Source organism: Mesorhizobium sp. CAU 1741, assembly GCF_039839275.1.
Lineage (GTDB): Bacteria > Pseudomonadota > Alphaproteobacteria > Rhizobiales > Rhizobiaceae > Aerobium.
The window spans coordinates 603,145-624,098 of the sequence record NZ_JBDOQP010000001.1 but is presented as its reverse complement, the minus strand read 5'-3'; the positions used below and the strand labels follow the sequence as shown (position 1 = coordinate 624,098).

The 20,954-nt window shown below is 63.6% G+C and carries 24 protein-coding genes and 1 riboswitch; of the genes, 7 read left to right on the top strand and 17 right to left on the bottom strand.

Annotated features, from left to right (window positions below):
- Positions 1–45 precede the first annotated feature (45 nt).
- The 4 genes from AAFN84_RS03050 to AAFN84_RS03035 all read right to left on the bottom strand — a co-directional run bounded on the left by AAFN84_RS03050 (position 46) and on the right by AAFN84_RS03035 (position 1,809).
- Positions 46–333, bottom strand: a complete 288-nt coding sequence (locus AAFN84_RS03050; protein ID WP_347513032.1) for an HlyU family transcriptional regulator — start codon at positions 331–333, stop codon at positions 46–48.
- A gap of 90 nt (positions 334–423) precedes the next feature.
- Entirely contained in the window at positions 424–849 is a 426-nt protein-coding gene (locus tag AAFN84_RS03045) for a secondary thiamine-phosphate synthase enzyme YjbQ (RefSeq protein WP_347513031.1), read from the bottom strand.
- 2 nt (positions 850–851) lie between these two features.
- On the bottom strand, positions 852–1,289 hold the full coding sequence (locus AAFN84_RS03040; protein ID WP_347513030.1) for a GFA family protein: 438 nt from the start codon (positions 1,287–1,289) through the stop codon (positions 852–854).
- A gap of 94 nt (positions 1,290–1,383) precedes the next feature.
- The gene (locus AAFN84_RS03035; protein ID WP_347513029.1) at positions 1,384–1,809 is read right to left on the bottom strand and encodes a VOC family protein; all 426 of its coding nucleotides are present in this window, start codon (positions 1,807–1,809) and stop codon (positions 1,384–1,386) included.
- A gap of 69 nt (positions 1,810–1,878) precedes the next feature.
- Between AAFN84_RS03035 and AAFN84_RS03030 the strand changes: the two genes are divergently transcribed.
- Complete coding sequence (locus AAFN84_RS03030) at positions 1,879–2,478, top strand: TetR/AcrR family transcriptional regulator (RefSeq protein WP_347513028.1); 600 nt, start codon at positions 1,879–1,881, stop codon at positions 2,476–2,478.
- Here the strand turns inward: AAFN84_RS03030 and AAFN84_RS03025 are convergent.
- The 3 genes from AAFN84_RS03025 to dnaG all read right to left on the bottom strand — a co-directional run bounded on the left by AAFN84_RS03025 (position 2,464) and on the right by dnaG (position 7,496).
- Positions 2,464–3,024: an N-acetyltransferase family protein gene (locus AAFN84_RS03025; RefSeq protein ID WP_347513027.1), complete on the bottom strand. Its 561-nt coding sequence runs from the start codon at positions 3,022–3,024 to the stop codon at positions 2,464–2,466. The genes AAFN84_RS03030 and AAFN84_RS03025 overlap by 15 nt on opposite strands.
- Positions 3,025–3,123: 99 nt before the next feature.
- The gene (rpoD, locus tag AAFN84_RS03020; protein WP_347513026.1) at positions 3,124–5,142 is read right to left on the bottom strand and encodes an RNA polymerase sigma factor RpoD; all 2,019 of its coding nucleotides are present in this window, start codon (positions 5,140–5,142) and stop codon (positions 3,124–3,126) included.
- 407 nt (positions 5,143–5,549) lie between these two features.
- A complete protein-coding gene (gene dnaG, locus AAFN84_RS03015) occupies positions 5,550–7,496 on the bottom strand; it encodes a DNA primase (RefSeq protein ID WP_347513025.1) in 1,947 nt (648 codons plus the stop codon).
- Between the two features lie 205 nt (positions 7,497–7,701).
- On the opposite strand from dnaG, the gene AAFN84_RS03010 reads away from it, so the two are divergent.
- Complete coding sequence (locus AAFN84_RS03010) at positions 7,702–10,077, top strand: EAL domain-containing protein (protein ID WP_347513024.1); 2,376 nt, start codon at positions 7,702–7,704, stop codon at positions 10,075–10,077.
- Between the two features lie 155 nt (positions 10,078–10,232).
- Positions 10,233–11,897 (top strand): Na/Pi cotransporter family protein, encoded by a 1,665-nt coding sequence (locus AAFN84_RS03005; protein ID WP_347513023.1) that lies wholly within the window; start codon positions 10,233–10,235, stop codon positions 11,895–11,897.
- Between the two features lie 8 nt (positions 11,898–11,905).
- Here AAFN84_RS03005 and AAFN84_RS03000 read toward each other — a convergent pair whose 3' ends face one another.
- Entirely contained in the window at positions 11,906–12,496 is a 591-nt protein-coding gene (locus AAFN84_RS03000; RefSeq protein WP_347513022.1) for a 5-formyltetrahydrofolate cyclo-ligase, read from the bottom strand.
- A 66-nt stretch (positions 12,497–12,562) separates the two neighbouring features.
- Entirely contained in the window at positions 12,563–13,015 is a 453-nt protein-coding gene (locus AAFN84_RS02995) for a GatB/YqeY domain-containing protein (protein WP_347513021.1), read from the bottom strand.
- A 194-nt stretch (positions 13,016–13,209) separates the two neighbouring features.
- Here AAFN84_RS02995 and carA point away from each other — a divergent pair, with 194 nt between their 5' ends.
- Both carA and AAFN84_RS02985 read left to right on the top strand, forming a co-directional pair.
- Positions 13,210–14,427, top strand: a complete 1,218-nt coding sequence (gene carA / locus AAFN84_RS02990; protein ID WP_347513020.1) for a glutamine-hydrolyzing carbamoyl-phosphate synthase small subunit — start codon at positions 13,210–13,212, stop codon at positions 14,425–14,427.
- A 183-nt stretch (positions 14,428–14,610) separates the two neighbouring features.
- Entirely contained in the window at positions 14,611–15,174 is a 564-nt protein-coding gene (locus AAFN84_RS02985; protein WP_347513019.1) for a hemerythrin domain-containing protein, read from the top strand.
- A 7-nt stretch (positions 15,175–15,181) separates the two neighbouring features.
- Here the strand turns inward: AAFN84_RS02985 and AAFN84_RS02980 are convergent, their stop codons facing one another.
- Positions 15,182–16,087: a neutral zinc metallopeptidase gene (locus AAFN84_RS02980; protein WP_347513018.1), complete on the bottom strand. Its 906-nt coding sequence runs from the start codon at positions 16,085–16,087 to the stop codon at positions 15,182–15,184.
- 180 nt (positions 16,088–16,267) lie between these two features.
- On the opposite strand from AAFN84_RS02980, the gene AAFN84_RS02975 reads away from it, so the two are divergent.
- Entirely contained in the window at positions 16,268–16,528 is a 261-nt protein-coding gene (locus AAFN84_RS02975) for a hypothetical protein (RefSeq protein ID WP_347513017.1), read from the top strand.
- A 7-nt stretch (positions 16,529–16,535) separates the two neighbouring features.
- Here the strand turns inward: AAFN84_RS02975 and AAFN84_RS02970 are convergent, their stop codons facing one another.
- Positions 16,536–17,528, bottom strand: a complete 993-nt coding sequence (locus AAFN84_RS02970) for a DUF808 domain-containing protein (RefSeq protein ID WP_347513016.1) — start codon at positions 17,526–17,528, stop codon at positions 16,536–16,538.
- A 156-nt stretch (positions 17,529–17,684) separates the two neighbouring features.
- A riboswitch (FMN riboswitch) is annotated at positions 17,685–17,828 on the top strand.
- Positions 17,829–17,901: 73 nt separating this feature from the next.
- On the opposite strand from AAFN84_RS02970, the gene AAFN84_RS02965 reads away from it, so the two are divergent.
- On the top strand, positions 17,902–18,336 hold the full coding sequence (locus AAFN84_RS02965) for a 6,7-dimethyl-8-ribityllumazine synthase (protein WP_347513779.1): 435 nt from the start codon (positions 17,902–17,904) through the stop codon (positions 18,334–18,336).
- Positions 18,337–18,409: 73 nt separating this feature from the next.
- On the opposite strand, the gene AAFN84_RS02960 is transcribed toward AAFN84_RS02965, so the two are convergent.
- The 6 genes from AAFN84_RS02960 to AAFN84_RS02935 form a co-directional block, all read right to left on the bottom strand.
- A complete protein-coding gene (locus tag AAFN84_RS02960; protein WP_347513015.1) occupies positions 18,410–18,853 on the bottom strand; it encodes a DUF1801 domain-containing protein in 444 nt (147 codons plus the stop codon).
- A gap of 19 nt (positions 18,854–18,872) precedes the next feature.
- A complete protein-coding gene (locus AAFN84_RS02955) occupies positions 18,873–19,085 on the bottom strand; it encodes a hypothetical protein (RefSeq protein ID WP_347513014.1) in 213 nt (70 codons plus the stop codon).
- Positions 19,086–19,118: 33 nt separating this feature from the next.
- Positions 19,119–19,514: a DUF1801 domain-containing protein gene (locus AAFN84_RS02950; protein WP_347513013.1), complete on the bottom strand. Its 396-nt coding sequence runs from the start codon at positions 19,512–19,514 to the stop codon at positions 19,119–19,121.
- Entirely contained in the window at positions 19,504–19,914 is a 411-nt protein-coding gene (locus AAFN84_RS02945; RefSeq protein ID WP_347513012.1) for an SRPBCC domain-containing protein, read from the bottom strand. Before AAFN84_RS02945 ends, AAFN84_RS02950 begins: the two co-directional genes overlap by 11 nt.
- Positions 19,911–20,234 carry a metalloregulator ArsR/SmtB family transcription factor gene (locus AAFN84_RS02940; RefSeq protein WP_347513011.1) on the bottom strand — a complete coding sequence of 108 codons (324 nt, stop codon included), beginning with the start codon at positions 20,232–20,234 and terminating at the stop codon, positions 19,911–19,913. Before AAFN84_RS02940 ends, AAFN84_RS02945 begins: the two co-directional genes overlap by 4 nt.
- Positions 20,235–20,321: 87 nt before the next feature.
- Positions 20,322–20,861: a TetR/AcrR family transcriptional regulator gene (locus tag AAFN84_RS02935; RefSeq protein ID WP_347513010.1), complete on the bottom strand. Its 540-nt coding sequence runs from the start codon at positions 20,859–20,861 to the stop codon at positions 20,322–20,324.
- Positions 20,862–20,954 lie beyond the last annotated feature (93 nt).

The following is a 20,954-nucleotide window of genomic DNA, read 5'->3' as shown; positions in this document are numbered from 1 at the left end:
CCGCAAAACAGCAGGCTTGAAACCAGCACCAGCGCCGAAGCCGTCCTAGCCAAAGATCCGCTCCCCCTGCTCGTCGATGATCTGCCGCGCCTTGCGCAGCGTGACGTCGATCGCGTCGTCTTTCGAGGTGAACCGGTCGGCGCGGATGAAGCGGTGCTCCTTCACCTCCCCGCCGATCTCTTTGGAAATCACGCCGCAAGTCTGGAACTGGCCGCCTTCGCTGAACGGCGTCGCGCGAATGGTAAAGCCATTGTGCTCGACCGGCTCGCCGGCCGCTTCTTCCACGGTCTCGCCGCCACCGCCGCCGCCAAACAGCTTCTTCCAGAACGACATCGCGCATCTCCATGTGCCAGGGCTCGCCAAGCGGCGAGCGATAGGGGTGTGGTTTCATATAGCGCCAGTAGCGGCGCGATCAAAAGATGATCATGCACCCAGATGCAGTACCACCTCGCGCCTGTGCGGTCGGTCGCGGTGCTCGAACAGGTAGATGCCCTGCCAGGTGCCGAGCGCCAGCCGTCCATCCATGACTGGAATTGACAGCGAGACCGCCGTCAGCGCCGCCTTTATGTGGGCGGGCATGTCGTCCGGCCCCTCGGTCGTGTGCACGACCCAGCGCATGGACGGGTCGTTCGACGGCGGCACCAGCCGGCGAAAGAATGCGTCAAGATCGCGCCGCACGTCGGGATCGGCGTTTTCCTGGATCACGAGCGAACACGAGGTATGGCGTACGAAGACGGTCAGCAGGCCGGTGTCGACCGCCGCATCCTTCACCAAAGCCGTTGCCCGGTCCGTGAACTCGTAGAGGCCAGGCCCCTGTGTCTGCAGCGACAGCAGACATTGCCGGGTCATGCTCAACGCTCTGTCGCAGGCGTGAACGTCAAGGTGCCGACGACGGACGGCCCCGGCTGCTGCGCGCGATCGTTTGGATGCTGGCGGCCATTGGTGACGATCACTTCGCTGAAATCGAACGGACTGACGCCGTCGAGGCAGGCTGCATTGACGCCGAACTGGGTCGGGTCTGAACGACGGCGATGATGGGTGTATATTCCGCAGCGCGAGCAGAAATAGTGCTCGGCAACCTCGGTGTTGAACGTGTAGAGCGCCAGCATGTCTTCGCCCTGGGTTATCGTCAGATCGCCCTGCCGGGCCGTGACGGCCACCGCACCACGCATCCGGCACAACGAGCAGTCGCAACGTCGCGCGCTGTCCAGTCCCTCTGCAAGCCGCACCCGGAAGCGAACCGCTCCGCAGTGGCAGCCGCCCGTTCGCTCGTGTTCATCCGCGGTCATATCTGCCTCCGGGCTGGCACGTCTGCAGCCAGACGTGCTCTGATTTCGTATCCGCGTCGGCGGTACAGTCGATCCGACTGACGCGCAAGTCACCTTAGCGCGGTAATGCGCCATCGGTATATTGGGCTGCAAATGCCGCGCTTGGCGGGATCGGTGTGATGATGTCGAGCAGCACGCCGTTTGGGTCTGCGGTGATAAAATGCCGTTGTCCGAAATCTTCGTCGCGCAGAGAGCGCAAGATCGGGAGGCCTGCATCGGCCAATCGCTGATGCACCGTGTCGACGTCTTCGACCTCGAAATTCAGCAGCAGTCCAGATACTCGCCCCCTCGCCGCTTCCGGGACGGTCTCGTGGTCACCTTGCAAGATCGCGAGGTTCACGCTGCTGTTGGTCTCGGAGGCTAGATGGACATACCAGTCGCTTTCAAAGGCCGTGCTAAACCCGAAATGCTCCACGTAAAAGGCAACGGTGGCTGCCACGTCGCCGGTCATGATCACAGGATAGTAACTGGTCACATTCATAGTCTTCCCTTTCTCGATCATAAAACATACAGTCTGCATGTATTGGCAATTAACATACAGGCTGCATGCATGCAAGAGAATCGATCTCGCCGCTCAAACGACCAGCGTAGCGAAGCGACGCGCGCATCCCTGCTGAAGGCGGCGCGGAAACTCTTCGTAGAAAAGTCCTATGCGGAGACGGCCACGCCAGAAATCGTCGCGGAAGCCGGCGTCACGCGTGGGGCGTTGTATCACCATTTTGTCGACAAGAGGGCACTTCTGGCGGCCGTCGTGGAACGGGAATCGCAATCGGTCGCTGGTGAGATCGAGCGTGCCGCTCCTGAGAGCCTGTCGCCGCGGGACGCACTTGTCACCGGCGGAGAGGCATTCCTAGACGCGATGAATTCGCCGGGCCGAACGCGGCTGCTCTTGCTGGATGGGCCGTCTGTCCTCGGCCGGTCGATCATGGATGATATCGAGACGCGCCACGCCAACCGCACCCTGAAGGATGGACTGGCTACCGCAATCGAAGCAGGTGTCTTGCCGCCCCTGCCGCTGGAAGCGCTGACAGCCCAACTAGCGGCCATGTACGACCGCGCAGCCCTGGCCATTGAAGCCGGCGGCAGCGCCGACGATCATCGCGCGGTACTGAAGGCAATCATCGACGGTCTTGTTTCACGCAGTTGTTAGGCTCCCGTCGCCATCGCCCAGCGCCCGCTGCATCAGCACCGAGTCGACCCAGCGTCCGTGCTTGAAGCCTACCGAGGCAAAGGTCCCGACCATTGCAAACCCCATGCGACGGTGCAGTCCCATCGAGCCGGCATTTTCGCTGTTTCCGATCACCGCCAGCATCTGCCGCCATGGGCCACTTTCGCAGCGCTGGATTAGTTGGCCGAGCAGAGCGGTGCCGACACCCTTGCCGCCCAGCCCGTCTTCGACATAAACGGAATCTTCCACCGTATAGCGATAGGCGGGGCGCGGGCGGTATGCAGTGGCATAGGCATATCCCACGACGCGCCCGCCCAACTCGGCCACGAGATAGGGCAGGCCTGCCGCCAGCACCCCTGCCCGTCGCGCAGCGATCTCCTCGACAGTGGGCGGGACCTCCTCAAAGCTTGCGAGCCCGTGCAGCACGTGATGTGCATAGATCGCCTGCACGGCAATGAGGTCGCGTTCGCTCGCATCGCTCACGGTGACAAGGTCAGCACGCGGCAGGGTCTGGGTAATGTCGTTCATGATAGCTCGGCAGGACGTGTGGCGGGCTTGCTTATCCTTGAAAGCTAGCACGAATCCTCAAAACGAAAAAACCCGGCACGAGGCCGGGTTTTGGTGTCTTTAGCTGTCGAGGAAGCTTCGCAGCTTGCGGCTCCGGCTCGGATGCTTGAGCTTCCGCAGCGCCTTGGCTTCGATCTGGCGGATGCGCTCGCGCGTCACCGAGAACTGCTGTCCGACTTCCTCAAGCGTGTGGTCGGTGTTCATGCCGATGCCGAAGCGCATGCGCAGCACGCGCTCCTCGCGCGGAGTGAGCGAGGCCAGCACGCGCGTCGTCGTCTCGCGCAGATTGGCCTGGATCGCCGCGTCGATCGGCAGGATCGCCATCTTGTCCTCGATGAAATCGCCCAGGTGCGAATCCTCCTCGTCGCCAACCGGCGTTTCGAGCGAGATCGGCTCCTTGGCGATCTTGAGGACCTTGCGCACCTTCTCCAGAGGCATCGCCAGCTTCTCGGCCAGTTCCTCCGGTGTCGGCTCGCGACCGATCTCATGCAGCATCTGGCGCGAGGTCCGCACGATCTTGTTGATCGTCTCGATCATGTGCACCGGGATGCGGATGGTGCGCGCCTGGTCGGCGATCGAACGCGTGATCGCCTGCCGGATCCACCATGTCGCATAGGTCGAGAACTTGTAGCCGCGCCGGTACTCGAACTTGTCCACCGCCTTCATCAGGCCGATATTGCCTTCCTGGATGAGGTCGAGGAACTGAAGGCCACGGTTCGTGTACTTCTTGGCGATCGAGATGACGAGGCGCAGATTGGCCTCGACCATCTCCTTCTTGGCGATGGCCGCCTCGCGCTCTCCCTTCTGGACCTGATTGACGATCTTGCGGAACTCGAGGATCGAGATCGCCGTCTCCGTGGCGAGGTTCTGAATCTCGGCGCGGATGTCTTTGATCGTTTCCTTCTCGTTCTGATAGAACTCCTTCCAGCCACGGCTGGACAGGTTGGCGATCGACTTCATCCAGTTCGGATCGAGCTCTGTGCCCTGGTACTCCTTCAGGAAGTCCTCGCGGCGCACGCCATAGCTTTCCGCAAGACGAAGCAGCTTGCCCTCGTTCTGCACGAGGCGCTTGTTGATGTCGTAGAGCTGCTCGACCAGTGCCTCGATGCGGGCATTGTTCAGCGACAGCGACTTCACCGCCGTGATCAACTGGTCCTTGAGCTGCTTGTAGGAACGCTCCTGGCTCGAAGACAGCGAGCCGGCAGCCGCCAGACGCGCCTCGACCTGCTGGTCCTGCAGCTTGCGCAGCTTCTTGTAGGTCGACGCGATGACGTCGAGCGTCTCCATCACCTGCGGACGGAGTTCGGCTTCCATCGCGGCGAGCGACAGGTTGGCCTCGTCCTCCTCGTCTTCCTCTTCCTCGCCGCGGCTTTCGCCGCCGACATTGGTGATGTCGTCGTCCTCGCGGCCACGCCGCTGCTTATCGTCGGCCTTCGCCTTGTTCTCGTCCTCGCCGGGCCGTTCGACGACAGGCGCCTGCTTGGCTTCCGGGCCCGCATAGGTCGCCTCAAGATCGATGATCTCGCGCAGCAGGATCTTGGCTTCGTTGAGCTCGTCGCGCCAGATGATGATCGCTTGGAAGGTCAACGGGCTTTCGCAAAGCCCCGCGATCATCGTCTCGCGACCGGCCTCGATGCGCTTGGCAATCGCGATCTCGCCCTCTCGGGAGAGCAGCTCGACCGAACCCATCTCGCGCAGGTACATCCGCACGGGATCGTCCGTGCGATCTGTCGGTTCCTTCTTGGCCGGCGTTGCGGCAACGGCCGTACCGGTCTGCTCGGCGAGTTCGTTGGCGTCCTCTTCGGTGTCGCCTTCCTCTTTTTCCGCCTCTTCGCCGGTCTCGTCGTCCTCGACCACGTTGATGCCCATATCGGACAGCATCGCCATCGTGTCTTCGATCTGCTCGGAGGTCACTTCCTCCGAAGGCAGCACGGCATTGAGCTCGTCCATGGTGACATAGCCGCGCTTCTTGGCGACCTTTATCATCTTCTTGACAGCGTCGTCGGAAAGGTCGAGGAGGGGGCCGTCGGCCGTACCCTCGCGTTCGTTTTCGACCTCTTCCTTCTCTTTTGTCGCCATGTCGTATTTTCTCCAAGCGGCGGTGGCATCCGTCGGGACGGTCAAATCCCGCGTGCGCGCCGAAAGCGGTTTCACTCGCGGTCCAGTCGCGATAGCTGCCTGAGCCTTAAATCTCGATTAACCCTGACATCATCTGCCTCTATGTATGGCGGGTTCCCCTTCCCGTCCAACTTTCGGCTGTGTCTTTTGTGTACCAGTCACGTCCAAGACGCCCCGGAAAACTGCGAACGTTCTGATTCCGTCATTCATGCGGAAGGTCAAGCGGCACAGAGCTGATTCGGCACAAAAAAGCGAATCAATTGCTCGCATTGTCCTCGAAGGGCCGCTTCGTGGCGACCCGGCATCCCGCAAGATCCCGTCGTCGCCACGCTTATGTAGATCGATGGGGCACGACTACAAGGGCCGGCTCAGCCCTGCGCCCTGCCCGATGACACGCCAAACCCGTCGACCAGCGCCTCCAGCCGCTCCAGGTTGGCAATGTCGATGCTGATCGTGTTGAGCACATGCAGCAGATGCTGGCACGACTGTTCCTCGCCGCTCTCCGTCGCTTCCGCGAGAGCTTGCTGCACACTGGCCCGTTGCTGACGCAGTTCCCTCGCACGGCTGTAGAGGGCGGCAGCCTGACCGAACGCCTCGCGCACGTCGTCGAGTGCCGCATCCTCGAGCGCTGGCCACATGCGTGCCTTGCGCACCAGCGCGACAGCACGCTCCCAGTGATCGGCGAAGCCGGCCCCGGCGATCGCCTCGATCATCGCGGTGCGCTCATGCGCCACGCCATGCGCCATCGCATCGAGGACGGCGCCATGCAGCCGCTTCAATTCCGGATGCGGCAGGTTCATGTGTTCGAAGGCCTCGAAATACTCTTCGAGCAGCGGCGGGTGGTTTACCATTGCCACCAGCATCGCCGTCTCGCGCAACGGCAGCAGCCCGCCGGTGGTACGCACCATCGCCGAGCGGGCCAGGCTTTCGCTCACGGCAAAGCGCCCGCCAGCCGGGCCGCCCTTGCCCCGCCCCCCATAGCCGCCGCGTTCGTTGCCGCCGAAGCGGCCCTGCTGGCTGTTGTTGCGGTCTCGGCCAAAGAAGGCCTGCACGCGCTCGCGCATGTCCTGGCTGTAATGACGCCGCACGCTTTCGTCCCGGATGCGGCCGGTCATTTCACGCAACGTCTTCTCGAGCTCGGCGCGCCGTTCGGGCGTATCGAAGACCCCGCCCGACGTTTCGCGAAGCCACAGAAGCTCGGCCAGCGGCCGCGCCTGTCCCAGCACTTCGCGGAAAGCGTCCGGTCCGCCATTCCTGACGACGTCGTCGGGGTCCTGCCCTTCAGGAAGCAGTGCGAAGCGCAGCGTTCGCCCGGCCTGGATCAGCGGCAGCGCCAGGTCGGCCGCCCGCCATGCAGCCTTCAGCCCAGCCTGGTCGCCGTCAAAACACAGCACCGGCTCTCCGCTCATGCGCCACAAAAGGTCGAGCTGGCTTTCCGTCAGGGCGGTGCCCAACGGTGCCACCGCGTTTTCAAATCCGGCCTGCGCCAGCGCGATGACGTCCATGTAGCCTTCGACGGCGATGATCGTGCCGCCCTTCGCCTGCGCGCGCCGTGCCCGGGCGAAATTGTAGAGCACGTTGCCCTTGTGGAAGAGTTCGGTGTCGTTGGAGTTGAGATACTTCGCCGGCACGTCCTTGGACAGCGCCCGGCCACCGAAGGCGATCACGCGGCCACGGGAATCCTCGATCGGAAACATCACCCTGTCGCGGAAACGATCGTACGAAACAGGTATATCGGCGCCGTGGACGACGAGGCCGCACGCCTCGATCTGCTCGCGTGACACGCCTTTGCCAGCCAGGAACTCCTTGAGCGCGTTGCGGCCTTCCGGGGCGTAGCCGAGCCGGAAGGACTGCTGGGTGATCGACGTCAGCCCGCGTTCGCGCAAGTAGGCGCGTGCCTTCGCGCCGTCGGCCGACTGCAGGCGCTCCTGGAAGAAGGCGGTTGCCATCTCCATCACGTCGGTAAGCGTCGCCCGCTCCTTTTCGCGCCGCTCCATCTGCTCGTCGCGTGCCGGCAGCGGGACGCCGGCCATTTCCGCGACCCGCTCGACCGCTTCGGGAAAGCTCAGGCCGTCCAGTTCGCTCAGGAACTTGAAGTGGTCGCCGGAAACCCCGCAGCCGAAGCAATGGTATCGGCCCTTGCGATCCTCGCAATGAAACGACGGAGACTTCTCTCCATGGAACGGGCAGCAGGCCCACCAGTCGCCACGCGACGTGTTGGTCTTGCGCTTGTCCCACGTCACGCGCTGGCCGACGACCGAAGATATCGGCACGCGGTCGCGTATCTCATCGAGAAAGGAGGGCGTAAAGCGCATCTGGGGTTAGCCTCGTCAGGCTCGCATATAAGCACGAACGACGCCGCGCGCGACCACTCATCCACTCCACCCCCGCTATTCACATATGCGTGACGCATCGGAAACCTTCGACACCCACGGTTGAACTTAAGCAATTTTCAATTTGGACGAAGTATGCGTTGCAACCGACTCAAGGGAATGAACTTTTCGCGGGGATCAGGGTCGCATGCTGACCATCTACAATTGCGTCGTGAACGACCACGACCTCAAGCTCGTGTTTCTGGCCGCGATCATCTGCGCCATTTCCGCCCTCACAGCCGTCAAGCTGCTCGACCATGTGCGCCACGCCAGTCGAAAGGCGCGCTATAGCTGGATCGGCCTGACGGCGGCATCCATTGGCTTCGGCATATGGGCCACCCACTTCGTCGCGATGCTGGCGTTCGCTCCCGCCCTTCCGACCGCCTACGATGCGGTTCTCACAATTCTCTCGCTGGCCGTCGCCGTGGTCATCACCGGCGTGGGCGTCGCCGTCGCCACGTCGCGCGACACCAGGGACCATCACCTGGTCGGCGGCTCCATCATCGGCGCCGGCATCGCCTCCATGCATTTCATCGGCATGGCGGCATTCGAGGTTCCCGGCGCCTTGGTCTGGGATCAGCGTTTCGTAGCCGTCGCGCTCGTCGTGGCGGTTGCGCTCGGCGCCCTGGCCCTGCACGTCGCGCTCGCCCGTCGTCACCGCACCCGTCATCTCACCGCCGCGCTGGTCCTCACGCTGGCGATCTGCGGTCTGCACTTCACCGCCATGGCCGCCGTCACCATCCAGCCCGACGCGCTCGCCTCCATCCCCGCCTCGTCCATTTCATCGACCTGGCTTGCGTTCGGCGTTGCCTGCGCAGCCTTCACCATCCTTCTGTTTTCGGCCATCGCACTGTGGATCGACATTCGCGACCTTCGCCGCTCACGCGACGAAGAGCAGCGTATGCGCGATCTCGTCAACGCCGCGGTCGAAGGACTGGTCGTATGCCGCGACGGCATTGTCGTCACCGCCAATGCCAGCTTCATCTCGATGGCCGGGATTCCGCTTGCGGACATGACCGGCCTGCGCTTCGGAGCAATCGTGGCTCTCGACGCACTCGCAATCCCCAACAAGGCAGTGGAAGCCTCCATCGTCCGCGCGGACGCCACACGCCTGCCCGTCGAGGTCATCGAGCGGGAGATCGACTATGACGGCACGCCGCACATGGTCTATGCCGTGCGTGACCTGCGCGAGCGCCGCAAGGCGGAGGCCGACATCCGCCATCTTGCGATGCACGATGCGTTGACCGACCTGCCCAACCGCCGCGCCTTCAACGAGCGGCTGGAACTGGAGATCGAGGCCCATCGCGGTTCGTCCGGTCGCCATCTTGCCCTGCTGTGCCTCGATCTGGACCGCTTCAAGGAGGTCAACGACCTGTTCGGCCACGCCGCCGGAGATGCGATGCTGCAGAAGGTCGCCGCATGCGCCGGTTCCGTCCTGAAGCGTGACCAGATGCTCGCGCGCCTGGGAGGAGACGAGTTCGCCATCATCCTGCCCAATCTTGCTGAGGCTGCCCAGGCCACCCAGATCGCACAGGCGATCCTGTGCGCCTTCCACGAACGCAACGTCGACGCCAACAATGAAGGCCTGATGTCGACCAGCATCGGCGTCGCCGTCTGCCCCGACGATGCGACCGATGGCGAGACGCTGGTCAGCTATGCCGACACCGCGCTCTACTGTGCCAAATCCGACGGACGCAACACCTGGCGCCAGTTCGACAACAGCATGGGCCAGGAGGTCCGCTCGCGGCGGATTATGGAGCACGAGCTGCGCCACGCAATCTCCCGCAACGAGCTCAGCCTCGCCTACCAGCCGCAAAAGAAGCTCGACACCGGCGAGACCATCGGTTTCGAGGCACTGCTGCGCTGGAACCACCCCGAGCGCGGAAACATCTCGCCGGCAGTGTTCATCCCGATCGCGGAGGAAAACGGCACCATCGTGCCGATCGGAGAATGGGTGCTAGACAAAGCCTGCATGGACGCCGCACGGTGGTCGGAAGACGTCATCGTCGCGGTCAACGTCTCGGCCGTCCAGTTGCACACCCGCGATTTCGCCCAGACTGTGCATGGCATTCTTCTCAAGTCGGGCCTCGCGCCGAGCCGTCTCGAACTGGAGATCACCGAGACCGCCCTGGTGCGCGACATGAACCGTGCGCTGGCCACGCTGCGGCGCATCAAGGCGCTCGGCGTGAAGGTCGCCATGGACGATTTCGGCACCGGCTACTCGTCGCTGTCCAACCTGCGCGCCTTCCCCTTCGACAAGATCAAGATCGACGCCTCGTTCATCCGATCGGTCGATACCAACCAGCAGGCTGCGACCATCGTGAAGGCCGTCCTCGGCATCGGCCGCGGCCTGGGACTGCCGGTTCTCGCCGAAGGCGTGGAGACCTCCGAGGAACTGGCTTTCCTGTCGCAGGAATTCTGCCAGATCGGCCAGGGGTACCTGCTGGGACGGCCAGCCCCGCTCGATGGCGTGGAGGAAACGCTGTCCAGCGGCCGGGCAGCCGTCGCAGCAAGCGCTGCCTGACCCATGCGCCGCTCGCACGAGCGGCGCAAATAGCGCATGCAAAGATTAATCGGCTAATATAGAATCGCGTGAACCTTTCCGCGATTCAGTGATTTGCCGACCATGATTTCATTCCTCCCAATCACCTGCAGCGAGCCGTTCGACGGGGCGACCCGATGACCGGTTCCGTGGTGCTCATCCACCTGGCGGGCGCAGTCGCGTTGCTCCTTTGGGCGACACGCATGGTACGCACCGGCGTCGAGCGCGCCTATGGCGACGTCCTGCGCCGCAAGCTTCGTGGAACCCTCAAGAACCCGCTTCTCGCGGTGCTCGCCGGCGCCCTGCTCGCCATCTGCCTGCAGAGTGCGACAGCGGTCTCACTGCTCGTTGGATCCTTCGCCGGTTCCGGAATCGTCTCCGGTGCGTCAGGCCTCGTCGCGGTGCTGGGCGCAGATCTCGGCTCGGCTATCGTCGTCAAGCTGCTGAGCTTCAACCTCTCTCTGGTCGTTCCGATCGCGCTGTTTGCAGGGACCGCCATCTTCCTCGCCACCGAGCGGCGGTCCTGGCGGCAGTTCGGCCGTATTCTCGTCGGTGTCGGGCTGTTGATCCTGTCGCTCCAGCTCATCGGACAGGCATCGGAGCCGCTGCGCGAAAGCCGCATCCTGCCGGTCGTCGTCAATTACCTGTCGGGCGATCCGGTGACCGCCTTTCTCATCGCCGCCATCGCCACCTGGCTGTTTCATTCAAGCGTCGCCTTCATCCTGCTGATCGTCGCCCTAGCGTCGCGGGGCCTCGTTCCCGCCGAGCTCGGCGTGGTGCTGGTGCTGGGCGCCAACCTCGGCGGGGGGCTGATCGCAGCGATCCTGTCGCGGGCGATGCCCGCACCGAGCCGCACGGTGCCGTTCGGAAATCTGGTAATGCGGGCCATCGGCGCCATCATCGTTCTGGCCGCTATGGCGATCTTCTCGCCGCCGCTCGACATGCTCGGTTCTTCCGCGCCACTCCAGATCATCCACGCGCACATCGCGTTCAACCTGGCTTTGGCGATCGTCGGCATGCCATTCGCGGGCATCGTCAATCGCGGTGTCGAGGCGATGATCGCCTATACGGCGCCGGCGCGCGCGTTTACGCTCGAGGACAAGGAGGCCAGCGCGCTCGACCCAGAAGCACTGGGTACTCCATCGCGCGCGCTGGCGAACGTCATGCGCTCCGTGGTCGGCGTCTGTGAGACCATCGAGGTCATGCTCAAAAACATCATCGAGCTTTACGAGGAAGCCGATCGCCCGCGCATGGACGCGCTGGCCGCCCTCGACGACCGCGTCGACCGCAAGCATGTCGCGATCAAGCTCTATCTCGCCCGGATTTCGCCTGAAGCGATGAACGACGAAGAAGAACGCCGCACCGGCGAATTGCTCGACGCCTGCGTCAAGCTCGAACAGGTCGGCGACATCATCGTGCGCAACATGCTCGTTCATGTGAAGAAGAAGCTCGACCGGGGCCTCAACTTCACCCCCGAGGGCTGGCGCGAGCTTTCAAACCTGCACGCCTCGGTGCTCGACAATGCCCGGCTAGCATTCAATGTCCTCATCACGCGGGACGCGGCGGCGGCCCTCCAGCTCGTGCGCGAGAAGGACCGGTTGCGCGATCTCGAACGCGACACGAGCCAACGCCATTTCGACAGGCTCCGCGAAGGCGCGCGCAAGAGCCTGGAGACCAGCACGCTGCACCTCGACACGATCCGCGACCTCAAGCAGATCAACTCGCTGCTCGCCTCGATCGCCTATCCGGTCCTGGAGGAAAAGGGCCTGCTCGGCGCCACGCGGCTGAAGGCGGCGGAGTAGAAGGCCGCCTACCCCTCCTCGGTCAGGACCATGTCCATCGGAATGTCGTAGACCTGCGGATGAATGGTCGCGATGCGCTGCATCGCGTAGCCGACGCCAAAGACTTTCGGTTTCCTCGCCAGCGAGGCAAGCGTGCGGTCGTAGAAGCCGCCGCCATAGCCCAGCCGAAAATTGCCGCCGTCGAAGCCAACCACCGGCGACACCACGACATCGGGCAGAACCGCTTCGCCTTCAGCCGGTATGGGGATGTTCCAGACACCTTTTTCGAGCCGGTCTCCAGGTTGCCAGAGGCGAAAGATGAGAGGCGCCGCCTTGGCGACCACCACCGGCAGGGCCATGCGCCCGCCACGGTCGATGACGCTCGTGGCCCAACCGCGCAAATCGGGCTCGCCCCGGAACGGCCAGTAGATCGCCACGATCTTCCCGCTTACATCTCCGGCGGCGGCATCCAGCTTCCGCGCGATGCAAGCTGCATGGGCTGCGCGTTCGTCGGCGGACAGGGCGAGCCTCGCCGCGATCAGTCGTTCTCGCTCGGCTCTGCGCCACCCCTTGATGTCGGCAGTCTGCCCCGGCTCGTTCGCGTTGTCGGCAATCCGCATCGTGATGCTCCTCCCTCCCACGATCCTATCAGTGCCGGCCATGAGGGATGCGCGAAAAGCGACATGCTACCTGCTCAGCATCTCCTTGATGATGCCGCTGGCGCGCGAGAAGTCGATGCGGCCGGTATGACGCTCCTTCAGGATCGCCATCACCTTGCCCATGTCGCGCACGCTCTCCGCTCCGCTTTCGCTCACCGCCTGTGCGATCGCGGCGCGGGTTTCGTCCTCGTCCATCTGGCTTGGCAGGAACTCGCGAACGATCTCGATCTCAGACCGCTCCTTTTCAGCGAGTTCGGGCCTGCCGCCATCATCGAAGGCCTTGGCCGATTCCTCGCGCTGCTTCACCATCTTGGTCAGGATCTGCAGGATCTCGTCGTCGCCGGCCTGCCCCTTGCCCGATCCGCGATTGGCGATGTCGCGGTCCTGGATCGCGGCGTTAATCAGCCGCAGCGTCGACACACGCTGCTTGTCCTGGCTCTTCTGGGCGTCCTTGAGTGCCTGGCTCACCTGATCGCGCATGACTTGTCCCTTTTCTTTCTCTGGCCGGCTCATGCCGAACATTGACCGCGTCGATGCCTTCACCTATGGACCGGGCGATACTATCTGAATGATGCGCGACTGAAGCTCCCGGCTCCCCGCCGCGCATACGCATGCGCGATATGTCCTGCTCGCGGGGCGAATACAAGCGCGGCTTTCACGAACGGAGAACGGCGATGGCCGAGACGAACGAAAAGCACACCGCCCCCTGGACGAAGAAGACACCCACCGCCGTGCTCGTGCTGGCCGACGGGACCGTCATCGAAGGTTTCGGCCTCGGTGCGACCGGCAAGGTGGTCGCGGAAGTCTGCTTCAACACCGCCCTGACCGGCTACCAGGAAATCCTCACCGACCCGTCCTATGCCGGGCAGATCGTGACCTTCACGTTCCCGCATATCGGCAATGTCGGCGCCAATGACGACGACATCGAGGATTTGAACCCTGCGGCTCGCGCCGGTGCGGTTGGCGCGATTTTCAAGGCCGACATCACCGATCCATCGAACTACCGCTCCGCCGGCCATCTCGACGGATGGCTGAAGAAGCGCGGCATCATCGCACTGTCGGGCATCGACACCCGTGCGCTCACCGCCCTCATCCGCGAAAAGGGCGCGCCCAACGCCGTCATCGCCCATGCACCGGACGGCCAGTTCGATATCGAGGCGCTCAAGAAGGAAGCCGCCGCATGGTCGGGCCTTCTCGGCCTTGACCTCGCAAAGGACGTGACGTCGGGCCAGTCCTCCGTATGGACCGAGACCCCGTGGGTATGGAACGAAGGCCATGGCGAGCGGACCGGCGAACCGGAGATGAACATCGTCGCCATCGACTATGGCGTGAAGCGCAACATCCTGCGGCTGCTCGCCGGTCTTGGCGCGAAGGTCACCGTCGTCCCGGCGAAGACCGATGCGTCCACCATCCTGGCGATGAATCCCGACGGTATCTTCCTTTCGAACGGGCCGGGCGATCCGGCGGCCACGGGCGAGTATGCCGTCCCGGTGATCCGCGAACTCGTCGACGCCGACCTCCCGGTCTTCGGCATCTGCCTCGGCCACCAGATGCTGGCGCTGGCCGCCGGCGGCAAGACCGTTAAGATGCACCAGGGCCACCACGGCGCCAACCACCCGGTGAAGGATCACACCACCGGCAAGGTCGAGATCGTGTCGATGAACCACGGCTTCGCGGTGGATTCGAAGTCGCTGCCGGAAGGCGTTGAAGAGACTCACGTTTCCCTGTTCGACAATTCGAATTGCGGCATCGCGCTCAACGGCAAGCCGGTCTTCTCCGTACAGCATCATCCGGAAGCGTCGCCCGGCCCGCAGGATTCGCACTACCTCTTCCGCCGCTTTGCCAACCTGATCCGCGAGCGCAAGGGCGAACCGGCCCTTGCCGAGCGTTAGAACGCTCGTCTCATCCATCACGACGGGCGCCGCGAGGCGCCCGTTCTCGTTTGGAGCTTTTGCGGTTACCTGCGGGTGCCTTCTTGCGTCATGGTCGCCGCCACCTAGATTGCGGGCAGTTTCCAACAGATACCGGCGACCAGTCCGTCGCCCCCAGCCACAACAGCCAGGGACCCGACACGCATGAGCTTCACTATCGACCTTCTCGATCCTGCGACGAGACCCAAGGCGCCACCGATCGAAGGCGCCACCCATGCCCATCGGCTGCAGGGCCGCCGGCTTGCGATGATCCACGAGATGCACCTGCGCCAGATGGCGCATGTCCGCCACGTGATGGAACAGGTCGCGGCCGGCGAGGCCAGGGTGGCGGCGCTCGACGAGGCGTTGTCCGACCTCGACATGCGCCACAACTATCGCGTCTTCGGAAATGTCTGTGGCCGCGAATGCGGTATGCTCAGCGCCCATCATGGCATCGAGGACCGCTATCTCTTCCCAGCGCTCGCCGCGCAGGACAATGACGGCCTGCGCAAGGTCGTCGACAGGCTGGTCGCCGAGCACGGCATCGTCCACGACTATATCGAGAAGATGGAAGTCGCCGCGGGCGCTGCAATCGAAGCGCCCGGTCCCCAGACCTTCGCCGACCTCCGCGAAGCGTTCGAGCGCCTGGAGAAATTCGTCATCTCGCATTTCGGCTATGAGCAGGAAGAACTCGAAGAAGCGCTGGGCTTTTACGAAATCGATCTGTGATGTTCGCTCACACCGGATTGTTGAAGGTGTCGCAATCCGCCAGCCGGCCGTTTCGCAAGCCATTGCCGAACCACGTCGCGCGCTGCTCCGAGGTGCCGTGGTTGAAGCTTTCCGGCACCACGTAGCCCTGGGTTCGGCGCTGAATGGTGTCGTCGCCGATCTGGTGCGCGGCATTCAGCGCCTCTTCGATGTCGCCGTCTTCCAACAACCCTTTCTGTGCCGTGAAGTGCGCCCATATGCCGGCGAAGCAATCCGCCTGCAGTTCGACGCGCACCGACATCTCGTTGGCATCCGTCTCGCTCATCGACTGGCGCTGTCGGTTGAACTCCGGCAGCACCCCGATCAGGTTCTGGACATGGTGGCCGACTTCGTGCGCCACCACATAGGCCTGGGCGAAGTCGCCGGAGGCGCCGAAGCGCTGCGACAACTCGCGGAAGAAGCCAAGGTCGATGTAAAGCTGTGAATCGCCGGGACAGTAGAACGGCCCCGATGCCGACGAGGCGAAGCCGCACGCCGACTGGACCTGGTCGGAAAACAGCACCATGCGCGGCTCGGTATAGGTCTCACCCTCGGCCTGGAAGATGCCGTTCCACACGTCTTCCGTCTCGGCCAGAACCACCGACACAAACTGCGCCTCCTCGTCCGTCGGCTGTGCTCCCGGTGCGCTCTGTTCGCTTACCTGCGGGCTGGATGGACCTCCGCCCTCCAGAATCTGGAACGGATCGATGCCGCACGCGCGTAGCGCAAAGAACACGATGACGAGAATGACGATTCCTGACAGCCCGCCACCGCCAAGACCGCGCCCGATCGGGATCTGCATCGGCCGGCCGCTACGGCCGAAGCCGCCCGGTATGCGGCTTTGGCCGCGTCGATCCTCGACGTTGCTGCTCTGACGGCGGCCTCTCCAGCGCATGGCGATCCTCACAGGGAAAATTGGTCGATCGGGCTTCCCCAAACGGAAAGCTAGCCCAACGGTTGCACGCGGTCACGGCCTTTCTGATGACTTGGGCACAGGTAGACATGGTTAACCGTGCGTTAACCCTCTCCGCTCTAGCGTGCGCCCATTGTCCGCAGAGGCCGGCGAAACATCCTGATGGCGAGCCTGACACCGCTGATCGAACTGGCAACGCAGAAGAGCCTCGATCTCTTCTTCCGCGTGGGCCAGGGCTATGTCACGCGTACCGGACGCGAGGCAGGGCAGCGCCAGCCAGGTTTCGGCCTGAGCCCGTTCGGCGTGCAGGCGCGCGCCGAGGCCCGCATCATCTGCACCCTGCCCCACCCCTCGCCGGAAGCGCGGCTCTACGCATGGCCGGGCGGCCCGCAGGCACCACGCATGACCGGCGCAGTCCGTTAGGCGGACGTCACTTCCACACCACCCGCAGGAGCGGCACGGCGACGCGGCCCACCAGCGGCACCAGCACCAGGCCGAGCGCCAGCCCAAAGACGCCATCGAGCGCCGCGGTGACGATCCATTCGACGGCAGACTCGGCAGCCGGCAGCGCGTGTGCGGCAGAAGCAGCGACCGCCTCGATCCAGTGGCTGATGCCGCCTGCCCCGAACGCCTCCAGCCCGTGCAGGACGATCGACCCTCCGACCCACAGCATCGCGGCGGTGCCGATCGTAGAGATCGTTGTCATCACCGCCGGCATGCCCTTGACGATGCCCCGCCCAAGCGCCCTCGTTGTCTTCAGGCGTCCTGCCTGGGCCATCTTCAACCCCAGATCGTCCGCCTTTACCAGCAGCGCAACGGCGCCATAGACGAGCGCGGTGATGCCGATCGCCACGAGCGCCAGCACCAGGCCGCGCGTGAAGACGCCTTGGGCCTCGATCGCCGCCAGCGTGATGGTCATGATCTCGGCCGAGAGGATGAAATCCGTCTTGATCGCACCGGCCACGCGCTCCTCTTCCAAGCGTGCAGCATCGAGCGTCTGAGGCTCAGGATGGCCGGAATCATGGGCTGAAAAGACATGGACAACCTTCTCCGCCCCCTCGAAGCACAGATACATGCCGCCCAGCATGAGCAGTGGCGTCATCAGCCACGGCGCGAAATTGTCCAGCAGCATCGCCACCGGCAGCAGGATCACCAGCTTGTTGAACACCGAGCCGCGCGCGATCTTCCAGACGATCGGCAACTCGCGCGCCGCAGGCAGGTGCTGGACGTATTTCGGCGTCACAGCGGTATCGTCGATCACCACACCGGCGGCTTTCGCTCCGGCCTTGGCCGTGTCGTCGATCACCGAGGCTGCGACCTTGACGCCGACCCGCGAGGCCTGCGCGGCAATGTCGTCCACCTGCACGGCGGCCAGCTTGGCCAGCGCGGCGATGTCGTCCAGAAGGGCAAGCAGACCACTCATCGGATCATCCGTCATTCACTCAGAATCGCCGCGCCGCGGCATCATCGACTTTAGCGCATCGCGGCGCGTGCGCGCACGCAAAGGAAAAAGTGCCGGCATTGCACAGGCCGCTTCGAAAGCGAGGTTGCCAGCACCATCATCAACATTCTAATGTCAATTCGTTCTCAGGGCGGGGTGAAAATCCCCACCGGCGGTATGCAACCTTTTTGCGAGCCCGCGAGCGCCTTCCCTCGGGAAGGGTCAGCAGATCAGGTGAGAGGCCTGAGCCGACGGTCATAGTCCGGATGGAAGAGGACGGGTGGTCTGTGGTGCCAATGCACCCTCGCCGCACGTGATCGCCTTGGGTGAAGTGTCGCAACCTATGGAGATCATGATGACACCCGCCCGCTATGCCTTCATCAAGGCCAATTGGCATGCCGACATCGTCAGCCGCGCGCTTGACGGTTTCCACGAACTGATTCCCGCCGCGCAGGTCGACGTCTTCGACGTTCCAGGCGCCTTCGAGATGCCGCTTCTGGCCCGCGACCTTGCCGCGAGCGGACGCTACGCGGCCGTTGCCGCGGCGGCGCTGGTCGTCGACGGCGGCATCTATCGCCACGACTTCGTCGCTCAGGCCGTGGTCGACGGGCTGATGCGAGCCGGTCTCGACACCGGCGTGCCGGTTCTCTCGGTCTCCCTCACCCCGCACAATTTCCAGGAAACCGATCACCACCGCGACATCTTCCGCGCTCATTTCGTGCAGAAGGGCCGCGAGGCAGCGCAGGCGGCGTTGATGATCGGCAAGGCGAGAGCCGCGCTGGCGGCTTGAGCGCGGTGGGCGCCCATCTTCGCTGCCGTAGCACCTGACGCGACACCTTCCCTCCGATGGTGACAGCGCTCTGCTACGGCACCCAGCCTGGAATTTCACTTGCCTGCCGAACCCAGCCGGCGAATACACCCTCGTCGATCCCCTCGCCTTCGTGGATATGCAGATAGCGCGTATTCGGATCCTTGGATGCCACGGGCGGGAGAGGATCGAGTGCCGCGCCCTTGAAAAACGCGACCTTGATGTATTTGTCGAAGCAGTGAAAGCTCAGAAACCAGCCCTTGCCTTCGACCCCATAAAACGGCGAATTCCACTTCACCGCCTTGCGCACCTCGGGAAACGTGCGCTCGATCAGGGTGTCTACCTCGCGCCCCGCCTGGCTCTTCCAGCCCGGCATCGCCGCGATATAGGCCTGCACGGGCGCGTCCCCATCACCCTTCGGTATCTGCGGATTGCCGCCCGAGAGGAGCTTGGGCGCCCCCAACGTCTTGGCGGCTCCTTCCGTGGTCTTGTCAACCATCATCCGTGCTCCTGTGAGATCACGCCTTGCCGCCGCGCGATCTCGCCACATAGGGCAGCGCGAACAGATAGAGGCCGCTCAGCAACAGCAGCACCAAGGGCGCTAGGGCAAGCAGTCCCACCCACATCGGCGGCTCCGCCATCGCCATGGCGGCAATATTGATGACGACGGCTGCGGTGAAGGCTACGGACAGCCAGCGATGCCCCTGTCGGATCACTCTGTTCCAGTTCATACGTTATCTCCTGTGGCCAAGGTCGCCGAAGCTCTAGGTCTTCTTCCGGCCGCGCTTGCCGGTCGACGCGACGTTCAGCGCCACTGCCGCCCGGATGAGTTCGGCCAGCGCCGTCTCGTCGATGTCGTCACCTTCATGGAAATCGATGGCGCGTCTCGCATTGCCTTCGAGGCTGGCGTTGAAAAGTCCGGAGGGGTCTTCCAGCGAAGCGCCCTTGGCGAGGGTCATCTTTACCGCAGCCTTGTAGCTTTCGCCGGTGCAGACGATCCCCTCATGCGACCAGACGGGAACACCGCGCCACTTCCATTCCTCGACGATCTCGGGGTCCGCCTGATGGATCACGGCCCGCAAACGCGCAAGCATCTGCCCGCGCCAGTCGGCAAGTTCGGAGATCCTCGAATCAATGAGCGCTGATGCTTCAGTCTTCATTCGCCAGTACCTTCTCGAGTTGCTCGAAGAATCGCGGCCAGCCCGCCTTGGCACCTCCAAAATAGCGCGGTTGGTCGCGCCGGAACCCCGCCTGCTCCATGCGCAGGCGCGTGCCGTTGGCGATCGGCGTAAGCGTCCAGGTCACCACACTGTCGAGATCGTGGTCGCCCCAACTGTAGGACAGGGTTCGATGCGGCTCGACTGTACGGACCTCGCAATCGACCTTGCCCCATTCGGCGGTCAGGTCGAAGCGGTGTCCCACCACCGGCTTGAAGGCGTTCTTCATCAGCCACGCCTCGATCAGGTGCGGCTGCGTCAGGGCACGCCATATCTTTTCCGGTGGGTGCGGGATCTCTCGCTCGACGACGACGGAAAGCGTCTCGGCGGTCTGATCAGTCATTGGTCCATCCTGTCGAGCAGATTTTCAAGATCGTCGAAGCGGCCCTGCCAGAAGCTGTTCATCCGGCTTGTCCATTCGGCGAGCGGTGCAAGGGCGTCCAGTTGCGCGCTGTAATGTGTCAGCCTTCCATCGGGCCGATCGCGGACCAGCCCCGCCTGCTTGAGCAGCGCCAGGTGCTTCGATACGGCAGGCTGAGAGATTCCCGCGCCAACGGTCAGCGCCCGCACCGTCTGGTCGCCATCCCGGCACAACCGTTCGAAGATCGCCCGCCGCGTCGGATCGGCCAGCGTCTTGAACAGGATATCGTGTGGTTGCAGCATCTGGAATCCATAACCGCTAAGCTATCGATCATTGAATAACCGTACAGTTATGCGTTCGTCAACCCGGCTTCGCCACTGCCGGCACGGCTAACTGCCGCTGGCGAAATTCTCCATCTGCACGAACATGTCGCGCCATTCGTCTTCGCTGAAATCCATCATTCCCATGCCGCGCAGCAGGAACGCTCCTTCCGCGGCGAGAAACGCCATCCGCGCCCGCCGGCCCGATTCGCTGTTCGGATCGAAGCGGGCGAACCAGCCCCGGTAATACTCGCGCACCGGCGCGGCATGCTCGGGCGTCTCGGCCAGCACCGCCATCAGGCTGGCCGCGCGGGCCGCCAGCACATCGCTCTCATGCCGGGTCGCGGCCAGATGCGCCTTCAGGTCGTCGGCATGGCCAGCCTCGTCGCGATGCCTTGCCACATCGTCGGAGAACCGATCCAGGTCACGGCGCACCATGGCGGCGACGAGGTCCTGCTTGGACGCAAAACAGTAAAGCACGCCGCCCTTGCTGACGCAGGCGCGCTTCGCGATCTCGTCGAAGGTGAGCCGGCCGGTCCCAAGCTCCATCACGATGGCTTCGGCCGCATCGAGCACGGCGTCGCGATCTATCGTCTTCTTGCGCCCCATATCTGCCTCTTTTAAAACCGTCTGGACGGATATATATAGCATACCATCAAGGGCGCGTCACGCGGCGTGCCGATCGGAACGGATGGGTGTCGC